Below are 21167 nucleotides of genomic sequence, written 5' to 3'. Positions count from 1 at the left end.
ATTTGTATAGAAAAGAATGCGTCCAATATGTCAATAATGTATTTCACAGGCTCCCATCCTTTCACATTTTATCCTAATCTAATATATCATATTTTGGACTTAAAAAATGAATAATAAAGTTACAATTTGTCAAAATTAATCCTCAAATATAACAGAATCGTCGGTAAATCCTTTAATTCTCGCCAATGATTCTATAGTGTAACCTTGTTGTCTTAAATGGTCTCCACCTTTTTGAAAAACTTTTTCTATCAAGATTCCAATTCCTTCAACAGTTGCATTCGCTTGTGAACAAATATCAATCAAACCTTCCAATGCTTTACCATTTGCAAGGAAATCATCAATTAATAAAACATGATCATTTTCATCTAAGTACTCTTTTGAAACCATTACTTCGTAGCTTCTATTTTTAGTAAAACTAAACACTTCTGTTCTGTAACAATTATCTCCCAAAGTTTTTGAACTTGTTTTCTTTGCAAAAACAACAGGACAATTAAATCTAATCCCACATGCATACGCAATTGCAATTCCACTAACTTCAATCGTAAGTATTTTGTTTATTTTTTTATCCTTATACTTTTCATAAAATTCATTTGCCAAATCTTCAAAAAGAGCAGGATCAATCATGTGATTAATGAACCTGTCTACTTTAAGTATATTTCCTGGTAATACTTGACCATCTTTCATTATTCTTTCTTCAAGTTTTCTCATTTTTCTCTCCTAGAATTTAATATAGTATATTATACATACAATATCAAAAAATCTCAATATTTGCCAATTAAAAAATATCACTTACCCAAGAATGAAAGGGCAAGTGATATTTTAAATTATTTAACATTCATCATTTTTTCTTTTGCTATTTTTTCGATATCCAAAACTTTTTGTTCAGCTTTTTCTTTTGAATCTGCAACAGAATAAATATATAGTTTGATTTTCGGTTCAGTTCCAGAAGGTCTTAAAGCATACCATGATCCATCGTCGTAGTAATATTTCAAAACATTTGATCTTGGAGTTCCAAAATCCGCATAATTTACATTGTAGTCTTTTGTTTCAACTAATTTTGTAGAACCTATTTCATTAATTGGATTATGTCTGAATTCTTCCATAATTCTTGCGATTTTTTCTTGACCATCTAATCCTTCTAACACAACAGAAGAAAGTGAATTTTCATGATATCCAAATTCTTCATACAAATCATTTAAAACATCAATCAATGTCTTTCCTTGTTTCTTATAAAAAGCTAACATTTCTGAAATCATCATTGAAGAGCTTACAGCATCCTTATCTCTTACAAATGTTCCATAGGAATAACCAATACTTTCTTCATATCCGAATACCCAAGATTTTTCTCCAGTTTTTTCGTATTCATTTGCTTTTCCACAAACATTTTTGAATCCAGTTAATGTTTCAATCATTTCAACGCCGTATTTTTTTGCAATTTTAGCAGACAAATCTCCTGTTACAATTGATTTAACAACTGCTGGATTTTCTGGCAAATCATGCTTTTCGTATCTTTGACTTAAAATATAATTAGTCAATAATGCTCCAATTTTATTACCATCTAAGAAGACATATTCTCCATCACTTAAAACTTCTACAGCGGTTCTGTCTGCGTCTGGGTCTGTTGCCAATAACAAATCAGCTCCAACTTCTTTTCCCAAATTAATGGCATATTCAAATGCTTCTGGATTTTCAGGATTTGGATAAGGAACAGTTGTGAAGTTACTATCTGGATTTTCTTGTTCTTTTACAACATAAACATTTTTGAATCCTCTAACATCTAGGATATGTCTTACAAATCTATTTCCGGTTCCGTTTAAAGGAGTGTATACGATTTTAACATTTTTATCAATATTATCGTCATTAATTGTAAGGCTTAGAACATCATCAAAATAATCTTTATCCAAATTTTCTCCAAAATATTCTATTTTCCCATCGGATATTAATTTTTCAAAATCTCCAATCTTCACTTCTGTAAAACTTTCTATTTTGTCCAAATTATTCAAAATTTCATTAGCCTTATCTTCAAGAATTTGGCTACCTTCTTCCCAATAAGCCTTGTATCCATTATATTCTTTTGGATTGTGAGATGCTGTAATCATAATTCCTGAAATACAATTGAATTTTCTGATTGAATAAGACAACATTGGTGTTGGTCTAATATCGTCAGACAAATAAACTTTTATTCCATTAGAAGCTAATACGTTTGCCGATATTTCTGCAAATTCTTTGGAGAATTTTCTAACATCGTAGCTAATGCTTACGCCTCTTTTCAAAGCTTCATCGCCGTAATTTTTTATAGTATCTGCAAGTGCTTGTGTTGTTTTCATTATGTTGTACTTGTTCATTCTATTAGTACCTGCCCCGATTTTTCCTCTCAAACCTGCAGTACCAAATTCTAATGATTTATAAAATCTATCTTGTATTTCTTCATCATCATCTTTTATTGACATCAATTCGTCTCTGGTTTGTTGATCATAACACTCATCATTTAACCATTCATTATATTTTTTTAAATAATCCATAAAATCCTCCTATTGATAATAAATTAAACCTTTGTACAAAGACTTTTCCTTAAACCATTTTTCTAAATCATACACTCTCTTTGTTCCCCAGTTTGAGCATTCAATTTTCCAACTATCATCATAATAAATCGCAGTTATCGTAACCCAATGAAATTTAACATCAGGATTTCTATGATTTAACGTCAACATCAAAACTGGATAGCCATTTGCTATTGCACCAATAATATATGTCACTATATTTCTGATATTCCATGTAAAATTGTAGTTTTGTACAACAAGAATCACTCCGTTTTTCTTGGCGTACTTTCGAATAGCGCTGTTCATTGGAAATAAAAATGGAACGCCATATAGTTTAGGTTTAATAAATGTAGATAACTTGTCAGCAAATTTTATATAATCAGTCTTATTTATCGGACTTCCGATAAAATTTTCTGGAACTAACTTAGCATATTCTTTTTTTGTATTTGCAATGTAGATAAGAAAATTTGTGAAGGCAATTACTGAACAACCTTTTTTAGTAAGATAGTTTGAATGCAAAACATCTTCAAACCATTGTTGATCTCCACCAAAGAAACCTTCTATACTCAAAATTTTATCTACATCTTTAAGTTCATATCTAGTATCCATTATTTCTCCATACTTATTGAATATACCCCGCTTTTTCTCTCCCCAATCAAAATTACATTTCCGCTTACTTTTGTTTCAATTATTTTTTCATCAAAAATCTTCGTGCAATTTACAAAATATTTAAAATAATTGCTCAAATCAAATTCGAATTTTTCTCCTGAATTTATAAAAACAAGCAAAAATCCTTTATCATTTTTAATACTAAAACATATACAAAAATCATTTAAATCGTAAAATTTGATTTTGTTTCTAATCTCATTTTCATCTTTAAGATTAAATTCTGAATGTCTTTTTCTAAACTCAATTAACGATTTTACATATTGGTATATTTCATTGTTATCATATTTTAACTTCCAATTCACTGCATTAATATCAATTGGTAAATTATAAGTATCTTTAAACATCAATTTGCTTCTCAAAAACTCATTTCCACAATGGAAAAATGGTATCCCTTGACTTAGCATTATCAAATCAAAACAAAGCTTTGTAGATGTTGCAATATCAGCATTTGTTTTAAGTAATTTATCTTGAAGTATTAAATTATCGTGTGAATTAAAATAGTTAATAGATTCATTAGAATTTTTGCAAAACCCACGTCTATCTTCATCATAGTATATCGATCCACAAATTCCTACTTCCAAACTAATTTTATCTACATTTTTTTGAACAAAACCTGTAGAAATATCATCGTTATCACCTTTAATGGCATTTCTAAAAAAAGGATTGAATAACGCATAATCTTTTCCTTTTTGACTACCAAAAGTGGTTCTTCTGTTTTTTGGTAGTGGAGATTCATCTGCCATCCATGGCTCTCCGTATATAATTACATTATCATCTTCTTTTCGAAGTTCACTTACGATTTTATCAGTTGTTTCTGAATCTATTAAAGCCATTAAATCAAATCTGAAACCATCAACGTGAAATTCTTTTTGAAAATATAATAAGCTATGAATAATAAAATCTCTTACAAATTCATCTTCTGTATTTAATTCATTACCAACACCAGATCCATTTGTAAAATCTCCATTATTATCACGTCTATAAAATTGTGGATAAATCAAATTAAATGGATGATCTTTATTTCTAAAAGTGTGATTATAAACCACATCCATAATCACACCGATATTATTAGCGTGTAAAGTTTGAATCATTTTTTTGAATTCAAAAATTCGATTCTTTGGATTTTCTGATTCTGTAGCAAAGCTACCTTCAATACAGTTATAATTTTCAGGATTGTAACCCCAATTGTAATTATCTTCAGAAAATTTTTCTGAATTTCTCTCATCAACGCCTACAAAATCAAATACAGGCATTAAATGAACATGTGTTATGCCCAAATTTTTTAAATGATTTATTCCTGAAACATCATTTTCTTCTACCAATCCCAAAAATTTCCCGCGATATTTTTCATCAACTTTGCTAGAAATATCTGAAGAATAATCTTTTATCGACAATTCATAAATTATAGCTTCATTCCTATTTGCTATTTTGTATTGTTCATCTATGAACCCTACTGGATTTGTGGAATTCAAATCTACGACACACGACTTTAAGCTGTTGATTGAAGAAGCTTTACAAAATGGATCTACAATTTCAAACTTTTCATCAAGCTGATATTTGTAATAAACTCCATCCAAATCTCCCTCAACCTTGACTTCAAAGTATCCAACACTTTTTTTCATATCTATGGAGTTGTATCTGACATCATCGCAATTTTCGTACAACAATAATTTTACACTAGTTATTTGCGGAGCATAAATCTTAAAAACTGTATATTCTTTATTATAATTAAACCCTAAATCATACATTTATAACTCCTAAACATCCTTTAAATAGTTAATTCCGAATTTTTTGGATATTTCTATATTTTTAATCATTAAATCATTCCATAAATTTTCATTCAAATACCATTTTTGAATTTTTTCATTAACTTCCACAAAATTATCAAAAGAATTTATCACATTAAAACTATCGTTGTATTTAAGAATCAAATTATAAATCTCATAAAATTCATCTATGAATTTTTTGTTTTCCAATAATTCGATTTTTTTTAATATAAAATCCATACAACTGGATTCTGTATTTGCGAAATTTTCTTCATCAAACTTAAATACTCCAGTATCTTTTAATTGGCTTATATTTTCAAAAACACTAGAATCACTTGTCAAAATAATTGATCCGTTATTCATAAATGCGTAAGGATATGTGTTTGAAATATCGAAGTTTTTGTAAGGTATATAGTTGAAAACATCACATGCTTTGGCGAAGTCTGGCACTTGATCAAGCATTATATTTTCGACAAACACTAATTTTATTTTTTCTTGAATTAGCTTATCCGAATTAATTATCTTAGATAAACCAAGACACAAACTAATTGTTTTTTTGCAAAACAAATAATCAAAAGAACTCATCCCTCCAATAAAAAACGTCGTAGGAGTAATTATCGTATTCACATTATATTTTAGTTTTAAGTACAAATACAAAATATAAAAGACATTTAGAGCTTGTCTCTTACCCTCGTGAAAATCTGATAATTGCATATTAAAAATGCTCTTATCATTTATATTTTCTAAACTGTACTTTTCTACAAGTTTTTTCTTATATTTTAGTTTGCTAGAATACAAATTATTACATTCCAGACTTTTATAGAATAAATCGTCGTTAAACCCATAGGTTTCTGACATAATTTTAACTTCAACGTTTCTGGTGATATCCACATATTTGCTATTCAATAGATATTTTTTCTGATAATCAGACCCAACCATTATAGAATGTGTTACGAAAGCAATAAGATTAAAGCAATCTAGAAAATCGTCTTTGATAATTTGTGCATACCCATTTTTTTGTGCATTTTCATTTAGCAAATGGATAATATTTTTAATATAATCAAACTGATACAAAAATCTCAAATCCATTAATTCAAATGACTCTCTGTGCAGATTAATATTATAATACTTGAAAATTTTATTAGATTTTTCCAAAGCTTTTTCAAAATCATATCCAAAATCCAATAATTTTTGCAAGAATGCGATTATTACCAGAGCAACATTTGTTTCAACGATATTAATTTGAATATGGTCTTCGATATTATCTGGATTTTTAAAAAATTTGATTTCGTCATTATATATGTCTTCCACTATTGAATCTGCAAGAAATTTTTGTTGCAAGAATTTAATATACTTTCCAAATTCGTCAATCTGAGGTGTGTAAACAAATTGGCAAATTGAGTCTAGTTTGTTCTCCTCAGAATAAATCTCCTCTATTTTTCCGCGAATAAAATTTTCGTAATTAAGATTGGGATTAGCTTTTGGTGCAAATAATCTGATAAAATTCGTATTCCAATTTATATAAGGAATATCGTATATTTGTGATTTAATTTTATTATTATCTAATTCTATGTCGTATTCATTAGATCTTTTAAAAACGACGCTTGTTTTTGGATTATTAAATACTGTCTCAATTTGATTTTCATCGACTATTCGTTGTTTAAACTGTGAATTTTTGTAAAAAATAGAATACACTTTACAAAACTTTCCTTGTTTTGAAATTTTCTCAAACAAATCTACTGAGAATCTTCCTATATAGCTTTGTCCAAGGTGCAGATCATTGTCCATATTTACAATATCTTCATATTTTTCTTGTAATATTTTTTGTAATGGAGTCTTTAAATTGAGTTTTTCAATATAATCTTCAAACAAATTTTCTACCATTAATTCAAACGACACTATATATGTTCTATAAGATTTGTTAGTAGTTATATTTGTGTATTGTTCAGAAATAATTTCTTTAATGACTTCATTTAATGCTATTCTAATTTCATAGACATCCGCATTTTGAAGATCGACTAATGAGTTATACGATAATTTTATCTGCAACATCTTTCTTAATCGATCTTCGGAAATATCAATCATTTAATAATCTCCTCATAAAGTTGGATGTATTCTTTTGCAGATTTTTCCCAATCATTTTTTGACTTCATAGCATTTTCTTGAATTATTTTAAAATCATCATTGTAATAAAATGATATTGAACGTCTCAATGTGTACAAGAAGTCATGCGCGTTGATATTTGTAAAAGAAAATCCATTTCCTTCTTTGCTAAATTCGTTAAATGATTGAACAGTATCCCTCAATCCTCCAGTTTCACGCACTACTGGTATTGTTCCATACCTCATAGCAATTAATTGAGATATTCCGCAAGGTTCAAATATTGATGGCATCATCAAGAAATCTGCTCCTGCATAAATTTTGTGTGATTCTTCATTATTATAATAAATATTTGCTTTTAATTTATCTGGGAATTTCCACTCATAATATTTGAACATTTCTTCATAAGAATAATCACCTGTTCCCAAAATTATCACTTGTACATCTTCCGTCGTCAAAAACTCATCCATAATGTATCTTACAAGTTCAAGCCCCTTATTTTCAACTAATCTAGTAACCATGGAGAATATAGGCACATCTTTTTCTTCCAAACCGTACATTCTTTGTAATGCTTTTTTGTTCACGAATTTATCTTTGATATTTTTCAGTGAGTAATTTTTAAATAAATATTTGTCTTTTTCTGGGTTCCAAATAGTTGTATCAATTCCATTTGTAATTCCAGATATTTTGTAGTGATATTGTCTGATAACACCATCCAAACCCTCTCCAAAAAATGAGTATTTAATCTCATCGGCATAAGTTTTAGAAACAGTTGTAACTTTATCGCTAAAAACTATCGCACCTTTCATAAAATTAATTGCATCGTAAAATTTCAATGCATCTTCAGAAAAATACATAGGTGATAAATCTGTTTGTCTAAGTGAATTTGAACTGAATACACCTTGATATTTTAGGTTGTGAATTGTAAAAACAGTTTTGATTGACTCATAGAACGGATCCCCTTTAGCAAAATCTCTAGCATAAACATTTACCATTGCTGTGTGCCAATCATTGGAATGGATAATGTCACAATCAAAATCGATATATCTTAACAATTGAACACATGCTTTAGAGAAAAATACGAATCTTTCACAATCGTCATTTTCGCCATACACATTATCTCTGTTAAAATAATCTTCGTTATCTAAAAAATAAAATTCCACACCTCTATGAATGTATTTGAACACACCAACATAATGATGTTTAAAATCCAAATCTACATAAAAACTTCCCTCAAATTCAAATTTTTTTCTGTATTCCTCATTTATCAATTTGTACAAAGGGATGACCACTTTCACCTCATGACCTTGCTTTTTCATTTCAAGTGGAAGTGTACCTGCAACATCTGCAAGTCCACCAGTTTTTATAAACGGATCAGCCTCTGCTGCACAATATAATATATTCATTTACTTTCCCCTATTTATCTTCTAATATTGCATTCTTTTTTAATTCGTATGGATAATTTGGATTACCAACCGCAGTTACATTTTCTTTTATCAAAACTCCTTTATCAGTAATCGTATTTACAACTACTGCATTTTTTTCTATAACAGTTCTCTCGAAAATAACGGAATTTTTGATAACAGAACCCTCTTGAATTTCTACGCCTCTAAAAATAATTGAGTTTTCTACTTTACCATCTATTTTGACTCCGTTTGCTATCAATGAATTTTTCACACAAGCAGAATCACCATACAATGCTGACGGCTCGTCTTTCGATTTTGTTAATAACAATCCATTTTTGAAAAATACATTATTGTAAATATCGGCATTCAATAATTTCAAATTCGCGTCGTAAAATTGAGTCAAATTTCTGATTACCTCAACATATCCGTCAATCATGTATACACCGATTTTTAATTTATCCAAATTAGAAATAATAACATCAATTAATTCATTAGAATTAGAATTTTTAGCTGCATCGTGAATCAAATTCAAAAAGACTCCTTTTTTCATGTAACCAATGTTAGTCATCAAATTAAATTCATCATCGACTCCTTGATTTGTTCCTATGCTGATTAGATTGCCTTCATCATCCAAGTTTAATCTAGTCTCACCGATGAATAATCCCGTTGCATTATCCATCTTTTTGCAGAACAATAATATGTCCAAATCTTCTTTTATAAATCTATCATGAGAAACCGAAAAATCTTCTCTGAAAATAACCATTGGATCGTAGAAGTACAACTCATCTTCTTTTGATCTTAAATAAAAATCTTTAGTTTCATTATAAGCTACAATTTCCTTACCTGAATTTTCAAAAGTTGGAGGAAATATAACAAGTCCATTTCGTCTTCTGTTCAATTCGTAACTTTCACCATTTCCCAAGTGATCAAGAGTAGACCTCATAATTTTGCCACCATACAAAACAACATTTGAAAATTCATTGTTTGCAAAGTTACTCAATGCAATATCTATAATTCTATATCTTGCTCCATAAGGAAGCATATATTCTGGTCTAGAATCTGTTAAATAACCAAAATCTTGTCTACTTTTTCCGCCGTATATAATTCCAATACAATTTTGCATAAATTCCTCCTAACACTCTTCAATTCCATCTTCGCTAACCAAGAAGATTTTGTCGGAGTTTTCTTCACCAATTACTTGATTTTCTTCAATAGTCATGGACGCTGCGACTACACAGTTGTAAAGTTTTGCACCTTTTTTGATAACGGTATCGCTTAAAATAACAGAATCATGAACTTCTGCATTCTTTTCCACAGTTATCGAAGAAAACAAAACGGAATTGTTCACATTTCCGTAAATCAAACAATTTTCATTAATTAAAGATTTTTTGACATCTGCAACTTCATCAACATAATGAGGAGGAAGATTTCTGTTTTTTGTGTAAATTCTCCAATTAGTATCGTACAAGTCAAGTCTATTATCAGGATTTAATAAATCCAAATTGGCCTGCCAATAACTTCTTACAGTTCCCACATCTTTCCAGTAGCCATCAAATTTCCATGCAAAAACATTTAGTCCATCATTTATAATCTTAGGAATTATATTCATTCCAAAATCGTGTTTCGAATTCTTATCTTCATTGTCTTCGATCAAATATTTTTTTAAAGTATGCCAATTGAAAATATATATTCCCATAGAAGCCAAATTACTTTTTGGATTATTTGGTTTTTCTTCAAATTCAACAATTTTTCCATCTTCATCGGTATTCATAATACCGAATCTACTAGCTTCGCTCCAATCTACTTCCATTACTGCTATTGTAAGGTCACTATTCTTATCCTTATGATATTTTAAAATTTTATTGTAATCCATTTTGTAAATATGATCACCAGATAAAATAACAACATATTCTGCATCCAATTCATCCAAGTAATTCATGTTTTCGTAAATAGAATTGGCTGTACCTTCATACCAATTACCACCACTTTCTGTGGCAAATGGAGATAAAATTCTTAAACCGCCAGAATTTCTGGATAAGTCCCAGCTGGATCCATTTCCTAAATGTGAATTTAATTTGAATGGTTTGTATTGGGTTAATATTCCTACATCTCTTATATCTGAATTTGCAGCATTACTCAAAGCAAAATCAATTATTCGATATTTTCCACCAAATGACACTGCTGGTTTTGCAACATTTTTTGTCAATGCTTTTAGTCTTGAACCTTGTCCTCCCGCTAAAAGCATTGCGACAACTCTATTTCGCGCCTTCATACGTCCTCCTATTTTATATTGATATTTCTAAGTTTATTTAATTTTATAAACATCGCAGAAAATGGTTCTATATCAACTTTGATTGAAAATTTTCTGTCATTATGTCCATTATTTTTGGAATAATAAGGTTTATTCCTTAGCAAATTACCACCATATTTTTTCATTGAAGAATTAAGTACAACTGAATAAAGCGCATAACAATCGACACCTACAGGATATTTCTCTCTTTTTACAGGTGTAAAATTAAAAATACAAATAATTTTTTCGTTTTTAGAATTTATTCTCTCGAAAATAATCAAAGATTCATTTGCGTTGTTCACATCTTCCCATTGAAAACCTGAATAACTAGTATCCAAATTATAAAACTCGTTATTATCTCTGTAAAATTTATTCAAATCTTCCATGAAATGTTTTAATTGTTGATGTTTCTCGTATTCCAAAACTTCCCATGTTATGTCTTTATATTCATTCCACTCATCAAATTGTCCTATGTCATTACCCATAAATAAAAGTTTCTTACCTGGATGAGCAAACATAAACGAATACAAAAGTCTTATTTGATCAAATTTATCATCGTAAGTTCCATGCATTTTACCAATCATTGAATTTTTCATGTGAACTACTTCGTCGTGACTAAATGGAAGGATGTAATTTTCATTAAAGGCGTACATTATCGAAAAAGTTAATAAATTATGATGGTCTTTCCTGAAGATTGGATTCATCTTCATGTATTTAATTATGTCATTCATCCAACCCATATTCCACTTAAAATCAAAACCAAGTCCACTTTCTTCTACAGGTTTTGTAACATTTGGCCATGAAGTTGATTCTTCTGCAATGACAAACGCACTTGGAAATTCTTGTTTGATTGTTTGATTTAATTTTTTAATAAATTCGATAGCTTCCTTGTTCTCATAGCCGCCATCTTCGTTTCTGATATCTTTTCCAGCAAAGTTCAAATAAATCATATAAGCAACTGCATCAACCCTTAATCCATCCAAATGATAGTATTTGAGCCAAAATAATGCAGAAGATATAAGAAAATTCACCACTTCTTTTTTTGAAAAGTCAAAGTTCAATGTTCCCCATTGATCATTATCAGCTAAGTATTGGTCAGATTTTTCGAATAAATTACTTCCATCAAATTTTCTAAGTCCAAAATCATCTCTACAAAAATGAGCCGGCACCCAATCCATGATAACTCCAATATCATTCTGGTGTAATTTGTCAATCAAATACATCAAATCTTTTGGACAACCAAATCTAGATGTCGCTGCAAAAAAACCCGTAAGTTGATATCCCCATGATCCATCAAATGGATGTTCCATTAAGGGCATAAATTCAACATGTGTGTAATTCATTTCTTTGAGATAAGATACAAGTTCATCTGCTAATTGAACGTAGGAGAGATAATTTTCATCACGTTTTCGCCATGAGGAAAGATTTATTTCATAGATACTCATAGGACTGTGAAATATATCAGTTTCTTCTCTTTTTGTGATCCATTTTTTATCTTTCCATTTATAACCATCAATGTCATAAACCTTGCTTGCTGTTTTAGGTCTTAATTCGCTATGAAATGCAAATGGATCCGCTTTATACAAAACTTCTGAATCTTGTGTGACTATTCTGTACTTATATGAATCAAAGATTTTAACATCTCTGAGACAAATCTCCCAAATTTCTCCATCGTGTAATTTTTGAAGTGGGAGTGAATAATCGTCCCAATCATTGAAATCTCCAACCAAATTTACGTGCTTAGCATTAGGAGCCCACACCAAAAATCTGGTGTAGGTTCCAAATCCATCTGAGTAAATATGAGATCCTAAAAATTTGTACAAATTATTATTGTTTCCTTCATGAAACAAATATACATCCGTTTCATTATTTCCCTGATAAAAATATTTTTCCATATTTTCTCCCAGCTATTTAATTAGCCTTTTATACAGACTTATTCTCCAGTTATCATGTTTATTGTCATGATTTTATTCTTCAAATCTAAAATTTGATTGTTAAGTTGATTGTATTCTTCAGAATCCATATTTTTATGGTCGAATAATTCTTTATTTTCATACAATCGATCGATTTTTTTCTTTATCTTTTCTAATTCGGCATATAAATCATTATTTTCTCGGTTTGTAGATATTTCTTGTTCTATATTGTAATTTCCCGCTTCAAATTCTTCTGTTGAATAAATTTTTGGGATAACAGCCTCAACATTATACTTTTCTTTTAACAAATTAGATAAAGTTTCTGCTCCTTCATTTTCACCATGTGTTATGAAGATTTTCTTAGGCTTTACTTTCATATTGTCTACAAAATCCATAAGATTGTTTTGATCGGCATGACCTGAAAATCCGCCCAAATTATATATTTCAGCGTTGACTTTTATTGTTTCGCCAAAAAGTTTAACTTCATCTATACCATCTAATAAAATTCTTCCAAGTGATCCTTGCGCTTGATATCCAACAAAAACAACTGCGTTTTTTTCATCCCACAAGTTGTGTTTCAAATGGTGACGAACACGTCCAGCTGTAGCCATTCCGCTAGAAGAAATAATTACCCTAGGGAATTTTACGCTATTAAGCATTTTTGATTCGTCTACATTTTTAACGTAATGTAAGTTTTCGAATTCGAATACATTATCCCCACTTGAAATATAATCCTTTGCTTTTTGATTAAACAAATCAGTATTTTTCATAAATGCTTTTGTCGCTTCAAGTGCCATCGGACTGTCTACATATACTGGGACTTTCTTTTCATAATGATCTTTTATTTGATAATCATAATAACTGTTTAGTTCATAAATAATTTCCTGAGTTCTTCCAACCGCAAAGCTAGGAATGATTACAGTTCCACCTCTTGATGATACTTTTTCAATTATCTCTATTAAAGAATGTACACTTTCTTTGTAAGGTTCGTGAATTCTATTACCGTAAGTGGATTCCATAACTAAATAATCGCAGCCAGATAAAATTTCTGGATTGTTTAAAATCGGATTATTTGAAGTTCCTATATCTCCAGAGAATATAATTTTAGTAGTTTTGCCATTTTCAATGATAAATATTTCAAGACTTGATGAGCCAAGCATGTGACCGGCATCTCTGAACACAACTCTTATGTCTTCGTTTATTTTTACAACCTCATCATAGAAACGTCCTTTAAACAATGAAATACAACTCATTGCATCAATCGTAGTGTATAAAGGATTCAGAAGTGTTTTCCCAGATCTTTGTCTTTTTCTATTTTCCCATTCTACATCACTCTCTTGAATCTTCGCACTATCCATTAACATTATTTCTGCCAAATCTTTTGTAGCTTTTGTGCAATAAATTGGTTTTCTGAATCCATTTTTATATAAAAGAGGAATTCTTCCCGTATGATCAATATGTGCATGAGTCAAAAGCATAAATTCCACTTCATTAAAGTCTATTTCATCATGGTTTTTTTGTTCTAACTCTTTACTTCCTTGGAACAATCCGCAGTCAACCATAAATTTGTGTTTTTCAGTCTCCACAAGATAACAAGATCCTGTTACCTCTTGTGCAGCTCCTAAAAATGTAATTTTCATTAAATCACCCCTTATTTACTATATACCCAAAATGTTATATCATAGTAAAATATCCGCAAAATAAAGTTTGCGGATAAAAAGTTATTTTTGTTTTCTTTTTCTTTTTTCTTCCAAATTTCTTGCTATTAAAGTATCTAGTACAAGTTCATAACCTTGAGCACCGTTTTGTAAGGATCTATTCACCCTACTAATGGTCGCAGTAGACGCGCCAGTATCTTTTTCAATTTCGCTATAAGTTTTTCTTATTTTGAGTAATTTTGCTACTTCTAATCTTTGTGAAATTGAATGTAATTCTCTCATTGTGCAAACGTCTTCAAAAAAACGTTGTAACTCCTCTTTTCCGTTTAACATCATAATTGCATCGAAAAACTCATTTAATGTGTTATCCTTGATATTAATTTCAGCCATAGTTTTACTCCTTAAAATTTTTTAGGTAACCTTTACCCATCAATAACATATAATATAATGCATTTGATAATTTAAGTATACACGCTTTTTCTAACTAAAGCAAATGTTTTTTTTAATTAAATTTCTAATACACATCTCTATACTAATTAAATAGAAAAATTATGATACTTTATATTTTTATATACATTATATACCCATTAATGTTAGTGTTTATTCTCGACACTTCAATTTTATTGTTAATTTTATTTTAAAAATTTTAAATTAAAAAAAGGGAACTTATCAACTGATAAATTCCCGCTAAAATTATTTATTATATTTTTTTGATTTGTATCTTAATTGAGTATCCAAAATCTTCTTTCTTAATCTCAAATGATGAGGCGTAATTTCAATTAATTCATCTTCCTCAACAAATTCCATCATTTCTTCCAAACTCATGATTTTTGGAGGAGATAGTTTTAATGCTTCATCTGCTGCAGAAGATCTGATATTTGTTTGCGCTTTTTTCTTACATATATTTACTTCAATATCTAATCCTTTTGCATTAGACCCTACAACCATTCCTTCATATACTTCATCTTGAGGTTGTACGAATAAAATCCCCCTGTCTCGTGCTGCATTTAATCCGTAAGCTGTAGCAACTCCTGTATCAAATGAAATCAATGAACCTAATTGACGTTTTGGAATTTCGCCTTTATAAGGCTCATATCCTTTAAGTTCTGTGTTGATAACTCCATTACCCTTTGTATCGCTCAAAAACTCTTGACGGTATCCAATAAGACCTCTAGAAGGAATTTCAAAAGTAAGCCTTGTATATCCACTAGAAGTATTTGAAATATCTTGCAACTCACCTTTTCTGGTTCCCAATTTTTCGATTACAGTACCAACAAATCCTTCTTCAACATCAATTGTAACTATTTCAATTGGTTCAAGAACTTTTCCATTTTCGTCTTTTTTGAATAAAACTTCTGGTTTTGAAACTTGGAATTCAAATCCTTCACGTCTCATATTTTCTATTAAAACAGATAAGTGAAGTTCTCCTCTACCACTAACTCTAAAAGTATCTGTAGAATCAGTATCTTCAACTTTTAGACTTACATCGGTTTCTAATTCTTTGTACAATCTAGCACGAACTTGTCTACTTGTTACAAACTTTCCATCTCTGCCAGCGAATGGAGAATTGTTAACTGAGAAATTCATCGCCAACGTAGGACTTGAAATGCTTACAAATTCAATAGGTTCACAATCTTCTTCATTTGCTAATGTGTCTCCAATTTCTATTCCCTCTACACCAGTTAAGGCTACGATAGAACCGAATTTTGATTCATTAACTTCGACTCTGTTTAATCCATCGAATTCGTAAATCTTAGTTACTTTAATCTTCTTTTTCTTATCTGGATTATTGTAATTTACTATAACACAGCTATCATTAACTTTTACTTTACCTTGTTCAATCTTACCAATTCCAATTCTACCAACGTAATCGCTAAAATCAGTTGTAGAAATCAAAAGCTTAAATGGTGCATCTTCTTCTCCTTCTGGAGCTGGAATGTAGTCTATGATTTTGTCCAATAATGCAGTCATATCTTTTGGTCTTTCCTCCAAATCGTCAGTTGCAAATCCTTCCCTTGCAGAAGCAAATACAAATGGAGAATCCAAATAAGATTCATCTGCATCTAATTGAATAAATAAATCCAAAATTTCATCTACTACTTCATCTACCCTAGCTTCTTTTCTGTCAATTTTATTGATACAAATAATTGTAGGTAAATTTAATTCAAAAGCTTTTTTTAATACAAATTTTGTTTGTGGCATAGGCCCTTCAAAAGCATCTACTACCAACACCACTCCACTCGTCATTTTCAATACACGTTCTACTTCTCCTCCGAAGTCAGCATGACCCGGAGTATCTATAATATTAATTTTATGATTTTTGTAGTCAATTGCAGTGTTTTTAGAAAGAATAGTAATTCCTCTTTCACGTTCTATATCATTACTATCCATTACACGATCTTGTACGTCTTGATTTTCTCTAAAAATACCACTTGTTTTCAATAACCCATCTACCAAAGTTGTCTTACCATGGTCAACATGGGCAATAATTGCTACGTTTCTTACATCTTCTCTTTTCAAAATTCCACTTCCCTCTAATTTGTGACACTTCATTATATCATAAATTGAAAAAAATAAAAGAAAAATTTGTGTAAAATCACATTTAGTAATTTTTTGCAATAAAACAAGCTATTAGATCACTAATTAATTAGGTCTTACTAATAGCTTTGCTTCAACACAATTTTCTTTAATTTTTAATTCGTCAGCTAATTTACTTACTATAAATAATCCTCTACCTCTGACATAAATATCATTGTTAAAATAACTGTTCGAACAATAATCAATCCCTGTACCTTCGTCCTGTACACATATTTTTATCGAATCATCATTCAATTTTATTTTAAAAGTTATTTTCTTATTTATATCAAACTGGTTACCATGTTCTAGTCCATTAAAGATCAATTCATTAGTTATTAATCGTATATCATAAAGTAGTTCTTCATCTGGTACAACTTTTCTTAATAGTCTGAGCATAGTATGAATATTTTTAGTAGCAATTGTCCTATCGCTGACAAATTGCCTCTTAAACATATACATATTATCACCCAATATTTATATACCCATATGTTCAATAAATTTAACAACTTATCATTAAATATTTAATTTATAAATAAAAAACCGAAAAATGATTAGAAATTTTTACAGTGGGTATATATAATTTGTACCTGATAACAGGTAATTATCTTAAAGGGGGAAATTAAACATGAAAAAATATGTATGTGACGTATGTGGATATATTTATGATCCAGCTGAAGGAGATCCAGACGCAGGTGTTCAACCACAAACAGCTTTTGAAGATTTAGCTGAAGATTGGGTTTGCCCAATTTGTGGCGCTGGAAAAGACGACTTCTCTGTTGTTGAATAATCCAACAAAATTATATGATTGGCAATAATAATTAATACATGACATAAAATTATTGTCACACACAAAATATTTAAAAACAAAACCCCAATCACTTGGGGTTTACTTACTTTTATTCTTCAATACCACTACCATATTTTAGAATCATTTCAAGCTGTTCCATAACAGCTTTTTTATTTGTCTTGGAAGTTGAACTGTATTCGTAGATGAGGTTATCATCATCTATGTTGAGTTCTTTTTTTATTATATTCAAATTCTTTTTAATCATTGTTTTTCCGATTTTGTCTAATTTTGTAGCTATTACAAACCCACAAAATCCACTTTGAATAATCCAATTATACATTTCTTTGTCTTGAACGGTTGGTTTGTGTCTAATATCCACAATTAAAAATACTTCGTACAAATTTCTTCTATTATTTAAATAAGTTTCTATAACTTGCGCCCATTTTTTCTTTTCAGATTTTGATGTTTGCGCATACCCATATCCTGGTAAATCTACTAATCTAAACTCATTATTTGCATTGTAAAAATTAACTGTACGCGTTTTTCCAGGTTTAGAGGAAGTTCTTGCTAGGTTTTTCCTATCCAAAATAGAATTAATAAAAGATGATTTACCAACGTTACTTCTTCCACAAAAAGCAATTTCTGGTAGAGATTCATCAGGATATTGTTCTTTCAAAAAAGCGATTTTTTCCAAATCAGAATTAATTATTTTCATATTCACCTCCATTAAATATTTAAGAAATATAACACTTATTATAACAAAACTTTAATTTATTTGCACTAAAAAAGCGACTTCAAAAAGTCGCTTTGATTAATCTAAATTATTGTCTTTGTCCTAATTCTTTGTCTAATATTGCAAGACCAGCATTACTGTTTTCAGTTCTTTCAAGTTTTGCTATGATATTATCAAAAGTAGCTTCTTCTTCGATTTGTTCGTCAATGAATTTTTGTAGAAGAGTGTATACTTCATAGAATTTGATTTCATGAGCTGCATCAAATAATTCTCTGATTCTTCTTGTAACCTCTTTTTCGTGTTCTAAAGCAGCTTTGAAAATGCTTAATACATCTTTATCGTAGTCAGCTTTTGGAGCTTCAATTGTTTTATATTCAATCTTATATCCAACTTCTTGTAACCATTTTCTGAAGTATTCAGCATGTTCATATTCTTCATGGGCTTGCATTTCCATAAAGTGTTCAAATCCATCCCAATCCATATCATTGAATTCAGAAGCCATTTGTTTGTATTCATAGCCTGATTGTAATTCAAAAACTAATTGTTCGTCAATTTTTTTTAATAATTCTTCTCTGTTCATTTTATCATACTCCTTATAATTTAATTTATGTGACTGTTAGTTAATCATTTTACTTAAAATTTAAGAATACAAATCATAAACACCGTAAACTTTAAGATTATTTTCTACCAATAGCTTCATGATTTCAGGAATCAATTTTGCCTTTTGTTTGGTAGTAAATCCATTGTAATTTATTTCGGTGTTATTTAAATCCATATATTCTGATGAGTCAATAACCTTAATTATTTTGTCGTGAACTTCTTGTAAATGCATGTCTGCAATTACAAAAGTAATGTTGCAAATTCTATCGTCATCAATTGTTGGAATTATTCTATTTATCAGTAAAACATTATTCATAACTAACCTCTTTTTCTCTTTCTATATTTATATACCCAATTTCTACTATTTTATTCAATTGACCCTTTCTTTTTTTTATATTATACTGATTAAAAAGAGGTGAGAAATGAAAACATCACATAATAGAGCGAATAAACAAAGAAAAAGAAATAAAATTTCAAATAAAATATTTTTATTGGTTTTATTATTTATCCTTGGTTTTTTCGGTTACAAATACATAAATTCTAGGCCAGCTGAATACAGTCAAATAATTCCAAAAAAATACATACTCAGAGATTTTGATGAATTATGTAATCAAATTAAAAGTTCATATATGAATTTACCACAGACAAAAAAATACAAAGACACCGACTTTTTATCCTTAAAACCGAATTTCAAATCCAAAATCAAATTGGAAAGCGGTAAGAAAAAGGATGAAATGACGACACAAGAAGTAGTTGATTTGTACAATTATATTTTGAAAAAGCTCTACGATTCAAATGTTAGAATAGCAGATAAACACACTTTTAATGAAATTCTACAACAAGATAATCACAATCAAATATTAAATAATTTATCAATGAAGAGATATTCTAATTTGACTGAAGAAATTCCTGAAAAAACTTTCAGAGCATATTCTATCGACAATTACAAAGATGCATTATATGTAAAAGTATCAGACTTTGATTCTGTAAACATTCAACAAGACGCCCAAATTTTCAGCAATATTTTGAAAACTAATAAAAAGAAAAATAAAATCATAATAGATTTAAGAGATAATGATTCCGATAATTTAGATTATGCGATTAATGTGATAATTAAACCTCTACTAAAATCAGACATAAATGTTGAGTTCAATGTCGCAAATAAAACTCAACCTATTATCTCAAAAAATATTCTAGATAGAAATAGTATCAGCTTTAAAACTACAGAAAATGTGGCGAATATCAAAATAAACGATAATCAAAAAAGTATAAAATACATTACTAATTTTAAACTAGCAATAAAAAAATCAGAAGAACAAAAATGCGATGTGTATATATTACAAAACAAAAATACCAGAAACAGTGCTGATTTAGTGTGTCAAATAGCCAACAGAACGAAATTTGCAACTACTGTAGGAGAAACAACTTCTGGAAATGGTCTGAATATAGTTCACACTTACAAGTCACTTCCTAATACAGGTTTAATCGTGGAGTATCCACTAGGACAAGGTCTTAATGAAGATGGCACAACTAATGAAGAAGTTGGAACTATACCAGCTATAAAACTAGATGATAACAGCGAAATCGTAAAATTATTATTGTCTAGAGTTAATTAAAAAAAACGATCTAATATTAATGCAATATCAATATTGGATCGTTTTTTAGTCTTTATTTTGTCTTGTTATTATTCAAAAAATCTTGTAGTAAATCATATAATTGAGCTTTTTTCTCATCAGGTAATTCCAAGCAACCATTCATTAATTTTGGAATATCTTTTACTTTTTCTTGTAATTTTTTCCCTTCGTCTGTTAGATAAATTATTACAATTCGATCGTCTTTTGAGCTACGTACTCTTTCAAGATAACCTTGTGATTGCATCTTTTTGATAACAGGCGTAATAGTACCGTTATCCAAATATAACTTTTCACACAACTTTCCTACAGTAATTCCATCTTTTTCCCAGAGAACTAAGAGTACAATGTACTGAGTGTAAGTCAACCCTAAAGGTTTCAAAAATTGTGTGTAGGTACTTGTTACCATTCTAGAAGCTGCATAAAGTTTAAAACAAAGTTGATTTTCCAACTTCATGTAGGTTTTGTAATCTTGATCCATAAACTCCTCCGATTTC

The 21167-nt window shown here is 29.5% G+C and carries 19 protein-coding genes; 2 read left to right on the top strand and 17 right to left on the bottom strand.

Annotation, left to right across the window (positions count from 1 at the left end):
- Window positions 1-135 precede the first annotated feature (135 nt).
- From DES33_RS03075 to DES33_RS03015, 13 genes are all read right to left on the bottom strand, one after another.
- Window positions 136-708: a xanthine phosphoribosyltransferase gene (locus DES33_RS03075; RefSeq protein WP_110058050.1), complete on the bottom strand. Its 573-nt coding sequence runs from the start codon at window positions 706-708 to the stop codon at window positions 136-138.
- Between the two features lie 116 nt (window positions 709-824).
- A complete protein-coding gene (locus DES33_RS03070) occupies window positions 825-2522 on the bottom strand; it encodes a phospho-sugar mutase (RefSeq protein WP_110058049.1) in 1698 nt (565 codons plus the stop codon).
- A gap of 9 nt (window positions 2523-2531) precedes the next feature.
- Window positions 2532-3149 (bottom strand): hypothetical protein, encoded by a 618-nt coding sequence (locus tag DES33_RS03065; RefSeq protein WP_110058048.1) that lies wholly within the window; start codon window positions 3147-3149, stop codon window positions 2532-2534.
- On the bottom strand, window positions 3149-4957 hold the full coding sequence (gene pulA / locus DES33_RS03060; protein ID WP_110058047.1) for a type I pullulanase: 1809 nt from the start codon (window positions 4955-4957) through the stop codon (window positions 3149-3151). The genes DES33_RS03065 and pulA overlap by 1 nt, the downstream gene beginning before the upstream one ends.
- 9 nt (window positions 4958-4966) lie before the next feature.
- Entirely contained in the window at window positions 4967-7060 is a 2094-nt protein-coding gene (locus DES33_RS03055; RefSeq protein WP_110058046.1) for a glycogen/starch/alpha-glucan phosphorylase, read from the bottom strand.
- The gene (gene glgA / locus DES33_RS03050; RefSeq protein WP_110058045.1) at window positions 7057-8481 is read right to left on the bottom strand and encodes a glycogen synthase GlgA; all 1425 of its coding nucleotides are present in this window, start codon (window positions 8479-8481) and stop codon (window positions 7057-7059) included. The genes DES33_RS03055 and glgA overlap by 4 nt, the downstream gene beginning before the upstream one ends.
- A gap of 10 nt (window positions 8482-8491) precedes the next feature.
- Entirely contained in the window at window positions 8492-9604 is a 1113-nt protein-coding gene (gene glgD / locus DES33_RS03045; RefSeq protein ID WP_110058044.1) for a glucose-1-phosphate adenylyltransferase subunit GlgD, read from the bottom strand.
- Window positions 9605-9613: 9 nt separating this feature from the next.
- Window positions 9614-10753, bottom strand: coding sequence for a glucose-1-phosphate adenylyltransferase (locus DES33_RS03040; RefSeq protein ID WP_110058043.1), 1140 nt, complete (start codon window positions 10751-10753; stop codon window positions 9614-9616).
- 8 nt (window positions 10754-10761) lie between these two features.
- Window positions 10762-12666 carry a 1,4-alpha-glucan branching protein GlgB gene (gene glgB, locus DES33_RS03035; RefSeq protein ID WP_094224867.1) on the bottom strand — a complete coding sequence of 635 codons (1905 nt, stop codon included), beginning with the start codon at window positions 12664-12666 and terminating at the stop codon, window positions 10762-10764.
- A gap of 38 nt (window positions 12667-12704) precedes the next feature.
- On the bottom strand, window positions 12705-14324 hold the full coding sequence (locus tag DES33_RS03030) for an MBL fold metallo-hydrolase RNA specificity domain-containing protein (RefSeq protein ID WP_110058042.1): 1620 nt from the start codon (window positions 14322-14324) through the stop codon (window positions 12705-12707).
- A gap of 81 nt (window positions 14325-14405) precedes the next feature.
- Window positions 14406-14732 carry a YerC/YecD family TrpR-related protein gene (locus tag DES33_RS03025; RefSeq protein ID WP_094207313.1) on the bottom strand — a complete coding sequence of 109 codons (327 nt, stop codon included), beginning with the start codon at window positions 14730-14732 and terminating at the stop codon, window positions 14406-14408.
- A 303-nt stretch (window positions 14733-15035) separates the two neighbouring features.
- Entirely contained in the window at window positions 15036-16895 is a 1860-nt protein-coding gene (typA, locus tag DES33_RS03020; RefSeq protein ID WP_110058076.1) for a translational GTPase TypA, read from the bottom strand.
- A 90-nt stretch (window positions 16896-16985) separates the two neighbouring features.
- Entirely contained in the window at window positions 16986-17372 is a 387-nt protein-coding gene (locus DES33_RS03015) for an ATP-binding protein (protein WP_225559831.1), read from the bottom strand.
- 172 nt (window positions 17373-17544) lie between these two features.
- On the opposite strand from DES33_RS03015, the gene rd reads away from it, so the two are divergent.
- Window positions 17545-17706 (top strand): rubredoxin, encoded by a 162-nt coding sequence (gene rd / locus DES33_RS03010; RefSeq protein ID WP_002836766.1) that lies wholly within the window; start codon window positions 17545-17547, stop codon window positions 17704-17706.
- A gap of 109 nt (window positions 17707-17815) precedes the next feature.
- On the opposite strand, the gene yihA is transcribed toward rd, so the two are convergent.
- From yihA to DES33_RS02995, 3 genes are all read right to left on the bottom strand, one after another.
- Entirely contained in the window at window positions 17816-18421 is a 606-nt protein-coding gene (gene yihA, locus DES33_RS03005; protein WP_094205921.1) for a ribosome biogenesis GTP-binding protein YihA/YsxC, read from the bottom strand.
- Between the two features lie 106 nt (window positions 18422-18527).
- Complete coding sequence (locus DES33_RS03000) at window positions 18528-19019, bottom strand: ferritin (RefSeq protein ID WP_110058041.1); 492 nt, start codon at window positions 19017-19019, stop codon at window positions 18528-18530.
- Window positions 19020-19079: 60 nt separating this feature from the next.
- Window positions 19080-19355 (bottom strand): hypothetical protein, encoded by a 276-nt coding sequence (locus tag DES33_RS02995; RefSeq protein WP_094203845.1) that lies wholly within the window; start codon window positions 19353-19355, stop codon window positions 19080-19082.
- 106 nt (window positions 19356-19461) lie between these two features.
- Here DES33_RS02995 and DES33_RS02990 point away from each other — a divergent pair, with 106 nt between their 5' ends.
- Window positions 19462-20655 (top strand): S41 family peptidase, encoded by a 1194-nt coding sequence (locus DES33_RS02990; RefSeq protein WP_110058040.1) that lies wholly within the window; start codon window positions 19462-19464, stop codon window positions 20653-20655.
- A 52-nt stretch (window positions 20656-20707) separates the two neighbouring features.
- On the opposite strand, the gene DES33_RS02985 is transcribed toward DES33_RS02990, so the two are convergent.
- Window positions 20708-21151, bottom strand: coding sequence for a MarR family winged helix-turn-helix transcriptional regulator (locus DES33_RS02985; protein WP_094224871.1), 444 nt, complete (start codon window positions 21149-21151; stop codon window positions 20708-20710).
- Window positions 21152-21167 lie beyond the last annotated feature (16 nt).

The sequence above is a fragment of the Finegoldia magna genome (assembly GCF_003182075.1).
Lineage (GTDB): Bacteria > Bacillota > Clostridia > Tissierellales > Peptoniphilaceae > Finegoldia > Finegoldia magna.
The sequence above is the reverse complement of the archived record's forward strand: the minus strand, read 5'-3'. Positions and strand labels throughout refer to the sequence as shown.

What these genes read in the sequence shown, in the direction of transcription:
- DES33_RS03070 (WP_110058049.1), bottom strand. Translation starts at nt 2,522, where the DNA reads ATGGATTATTTAAAAAAATATAATGAATGGTTAAATGATGAGTGTTAT.
- DES33_RS03040 (WP_110058043.1), bottom strand. Translation starts at nt 10,753, where the DNA reads ATGAAGGCGCGAAATAGAGTTGTCGCAATGCTTTTAGCGGGAGGACAA.
- DES33_RS03025 (WP_094207313.1), bottom strand. Translation starts at nt 14,732, where the DNA reads ATGGCTGAAATTAATATCAAGGATAACACATTAAATGAGTTTTTCGAT.
- rd (WP_002836766.1), top strand. Translation starts at nt 17,545, where the DNA reads ATGAAAAAATATGTATGTGACGTATGTGGATATATTTATGATCCAGCT.
- glgB (WP_094224867.1), bottom strand. Translation starts at nt 12,666, where the DNA reads ATGGAAAAATATTTTTATCAGGGAAATAATGAAACGGATGTATATTTG.
- DES33_RS03055 (WP_110058046.1), bottom strand. Translation starts at nt 7,060, where the DNA reads ATGATTGATATTTCCGAAGATCGATTAAGAAAGATGTTGCAGATAAAA.
- DES33_RS03015 (WP_225559831.1), bottom strand. Translation starts at nt 17,372, where the DNA reads ATGTTTAAGAGGCAATTTGTCAGCGATAGGACAATTGCTACTAAAAAT.
- glgA (WP_110058045.1), bottom strand. Translation starts at nt 8,481, where the DNA reads ATGAATATATTATATTGTGCAGCAGAGGCTGATCCGTTTATAAAAACT.
- DES33_RS03065 (WP_110058048.1), bottom strand. Translation starts at nt 3,149, where the DNA reads ATGGATACTAGATATGAACTTAAAGATGTAGATAAAATTTTGAGTATA.
- DES33_RS02985 (WP_094224871.1), bottom strand. Translation starts at nt 21,151, where the DNA reads ATGGATCAAGATTACAAAACCTACATGAAGTTGGAAAATCAACTTTGT.
- DES33_RS03030 (WP_110058042.1), bottom strand. Translation starts at nt 14,324, where the DNA reads ATGAAAATTACATTTTTAGGAGCTGCACAAGAGGTAACAGGATCTTGT.
- DES33_RS03000 (WP_110058041.1), bottom strand. Translation starts at nt 19,019, where the DNA reads ATGAACAGAGAAGAATTATTAAAAAAAATTGACGAACAATTAGTTTTT.
- yihA (WP_094205921.1), bottom strand. Translation starts at nt 18,421, where the DNA reads ATGAAAATAATTAATTCTGATTTGGAAAAAATCGCTTTTTTGAAAGAA.
- DES33_RS02990 (WP_110058040.1), top strand. Translation starts at nt 19,462, where the DNA reads ATGAAAACATCACATAATAGAGCGAATAAACAAAGAAAAAGAAATAAA.
- pulA (WP_110058047.1), bottom strand. Translation starts at nt 4,957, where the DNA reads ATGTATGATTTAGGGTTTAATTATAATAAAGAATATACAGTTTTTAAG.
- glgD (WP_110058044.1), bottom strand. Translation starts at nt 9,604, where the DNA reads ATGCAAAATTGTATTGGAATTATATACGGCGGAAAAAGTAGACAAGAT.
- typA (WP_110058076.1), bottom strand. Translation starts at nt 16,895, where the DNA reads ATGAAGTGTCACAAATTAGAGGGAAGTGGAATTTTGAAAAGAGAAGAT.
- DES33_RS03075 (WP_110058050.1), bottom strand. Translation starts at nt 708, where the DNA reads ATGAGAAAACTTGAAGAAAGAATAATGAAAGATGGTCAAGTATTACCA.
- DES33_RS02995 (WP_094203845.1), bottom strand. Translation starts at nt 19,355, where the DNA reads ATGAATAATGTTTTACTGATAAATAGAATAATTCCAACAATTGATGAC.